Origin of the sequence: Rhodococcus sp. NPDC058639 (assembly GCF_042717545.1) — a bacterium.
Taxonomy (GTDB): domain Bacteria; phylum Actinomycetota; class Actinomycetes; order Mycobacteriales; family Mycobacteriaceae; genus Rhodococcus.
In genome coordinates this window covers 1-3,412 of the sequence record NZ_JBHXRF010000017.1, presented here as the reverse complement: position 1 = coordinate 3,412, position 3,412 = coordinate 1, and the positions used below count along the sequence as shown (strand labels likewise).

Annotated in this window: 2 rRNA genes; both read left to right on the top strand. The window is 55.1% G+C overall.

From position 1 onward, the window contains the following. Positions 1-58: 58 nt before the first annotated feature. Positions 59-3,192, top strand: a 23S ribosomal RNA gene (locus ACFWU2_RS20745). A 96-nt stretch (positions 3,193-3,288) separates the two neighbouring features. Next, positions 3,289-3,405: ribosomal RNA gene (gene rrf / locus ACFWU2_RS20740) — 5S ribosomal RNA — on the top strand. Positions 3,406-3,412 lie beyond the last annotated feature (7 nt).

Genomic DNA, 3,412 nt, shown 5'->3' with positions numbered 1-3,412 from the left:
CCGGTAGGGGTTGTTGTGTGTTGTTTGAGAACTGCACAGTGGACGCGAGCATCTTTGTTAGTAAGTGTTTATGAGCGTACGGTGGATGTCTTGGCACCAGGAGCCGATGAAGGACGTGGGAGGCTGCGATATGCCTCGGGGAGCTGTCAACCGAGCTGTGATCCGAGGATTTCCGAATGGGGAAACCCAGCACGAGTGATGTCGTGTTACCCGCACCTGAATATATAGGGTGTGTGGAGGGAACGTGGGGAAGTGAAACATCTCAGTACCCACAGGAAGAGAAAACAACATGTGATTCCGTGAGTAGTGGCGAGCGAAAGCGGAAGAGGCTAAACCGTGTACATGTGATACCTGGCAGGGGTTGTGTATGCGGGGTTGTGGGGTTCATTGTGTCGGCGCTGCTGAGCCGGCCAACAGTAAGAAATCATCGTGTTAGTCGAAGTGGTCTGGAACGGCCTGTCGTAGAGGGTGAGAGTCCCGTAGACGAAAACATGGTGACTGTTGATGTGAATACCCAAGTAGCACCGGGCCCGTGAAATCTGGTGTGAATCTGTCGGGACCACCCGATAAGCCTGAATACTCCCTGGTGACCGATAGCGGACAAGTACCGTGAGGGAAAGATGAAAAGTACCCCGGGAGGGGAGTGAAATAGTACCTGAAACCGTGCGCTTACAATCCGTCAGAGCCTGTGCATGATTTAGTTCATGGTGGGTGATGGCGTGCCTTTTGAAGAATGAGCCTGCGAGTTAGCGGCATGTCGCGAGGTTAACCCGTGTGGGGTAGCCGTAGCGAAAGCGAGTCCGAATAGGGCGTTGCAGTGGCATGTTCTAGACCCGAAGCGGAGTGATCTACCCATGGCCAGGGTGAAGCGACGGTAAGACGTCGTGGAGGCCCGAACCCACTTAGGTTGAAAACTGAGGGGATGAGTTGTGGGTAGGGGTGAAAGGCCAATCAAACTCCGTGATAGCTGGTTCTCCCCGAAATGCATTTAGGTGCAGCGTCGCGTGTTTCTCACCGGAGGTAGAGCTACTGGATGGTCTAGGGGGCCTACAAGCTTACCGAAATCAGCCAAACTCCGAATGCCGGTGAGTGAGAGCGCGGCAGTGAGACTGCGGGGGATAAGCTTCGTAGTCGAGAGGGAAACAGCCCAGATCGCCGGCTAAGGCCCCTAAGCGTGTACTAAGTGGAAAAGGATGTGGGATCGCTGAGACAACCAGGAGGTTGGCTTAGAAGCAGCCACCCTTGAAAGAGTGCGTAATAGCTCACTGGTCAAGTGGTTCTGCGCCGACAATGTAGCGGGGCTCAAGTACACCGCCGAAGCCGCGGCATTCACATAACACCCGCATGTTTCTATGGAAGTGTGTGCAGTGGTGTGGATGGGTAGGGGAGCGTCGTGTGGCCATGGAAGCATCGGGGTGACCTAGGTGTGGAGGCCATGCGAGTGAGAATGCAGGCATGAGTAGCGAAAGACGAGTGAGAAACTCGTCCGCCGAATGACCAAGGGTTCCTGGGCCAGGTTAATCCGCCCAGGGTGAGTCGGGACCTAAGGCGAGGCCGACAGGCGTAGTCGATGGACAACGGGTTGATATTCCCGTACCCGTGTGAACGCGCCCATGATGAATCATCGGTACTAACCGTCCAGAAGGTTCCTTTTTCCCTTCGGGGGATCTGGGATTGGATGCACGGGATCTTCGGTGGTAGTAGTCAAGCGATGGGGTGACGCAGGAAGGTAGTGGGGCCAGTCAGTGGTAATACTGGTGTAAGCCTGTAGGGCGTGACATAGGTAAATCCGTGTCGCATATAGCCTGAGAGGTGATGCGTACCCGTTGAGGGGAATTCCATGATCCTATGCTGCCGAGAAAAGCCTCTAGCGAGCTTTCACATGGCCCGTACCCCAAACCGACACAGGTGGTCAGGTAGAGAATACTAAGGCGATCGAGATAACTGTGGTTAAGGAACTCGGCAAAATGCCCCCGTAACTTCGGGAGAAGGGGGACCATGTCTGGTGATGGCCTTTACGGTCTGAGCTGGGTGTGGTCGCAGAGACCAGAGAGAAGCGACTGTTTACTAAAAACACAGGTCCGTGCGAAGTCGTAAGACGATGTATACGGACTGACGCCTGCCCGGTGCTGGAAGGTTAAGAGGACCGGTTAGTCACTTCGGTGGCGAAGCTGAGAATTTAAGCCCCAGTAAACGGCGGTGGTAACTATAACCATCCTAAGGTAGCGAAATTCCTTGTCGGGTAAGTTCCGACCTGCACGAATGGCGTAACGACTTCTCTGCTGTCTCAACCACAGACTCGGCGAAATTGCATTACGAGTAAAGATGCTCGTTACGCGCGGCAGGACGAAAAGACCCCGGGACCTTCACTATAGCTTGGTATTGGTGTTCGGTTCGGTTTGTGTAGGATAGGTGGGAGACTGTGAAGCGGTGACGCCAGTTACTGTGGAGTCGTTGTTGAAATACCACTCTGATCGTATTGGATATCTAACCTCGGACCATGATCTGGTTCAGGGACAGTGCCTGGTGGGTAGTTTAACTGGGGCGGTTGCCTCCCAAAATGTAACGGAGGCGCCCAAAGGTTCCCTCAGCCTGGTTGGCAATCAGGTGTTGAGTGCAAGTGCACAAGGGAGCTTGACTGTGAGACTGACAAGTCGAGCAGGGACGAAAGTCGGGACTAGTGATCCGGCACCGGCATGTGGAAGCGGTGTCGCTCAACGGATAAAAGGTACCCCGGGGATAACAGGCTGATCTTCCCCAAGAGTCCATATCGACGGGATGGTTTGGCACCTCGATGTCGGCTCGTCGCATCCTGGGGCTGGAGTAGGTCCCAAGGGTTGGGCTGTTCGCCCATTAAAGCGGCACGCGAGCTGGGTTTAGAACGTCGTGAGACAGTTCGGTCTCTATCCGCCGCGCGCGTTAGAAACTTGAGGAAGGCTGTCCCTAGTACGAGAGGACCGGGACGGACGAACCTCTGGTGTGCCAGTTGTCCCGCCAGGGGCACTGCTGGTTGGCTACGTTCGGAAGGGATAACCGCTGAAAGCATCTAAGCGGGAAGCCTGTTCCAAGATGAGGTTTCTCACCCCCTCGAGGGGGTAAGGCCCCCGGCAGACCACCGGGTTGATAGGCCAGAACTGGAAGTGCGGTAACGCATGGAGGTGACTGGTACTAATAGGCCGAGGACTTTCTAACGAAGGTGCTACGCGTCCACTGTGCGGTTTCTGAAACAGCACACACGAATATCGGTCCACTGTGGTGGGTTGGTGTTTGCGTGGAGTTTCATAGAGTTACGGTGGTTATAGCGTGGGGGAAACGCCCGGTCCCATTCCGAACCCGGAAGCTAAGCCCCATTGCGCCGATGGTACTGCACTCGACAGGGTGTGGGAGAGTAGGACACCGCCGAACACCCGTT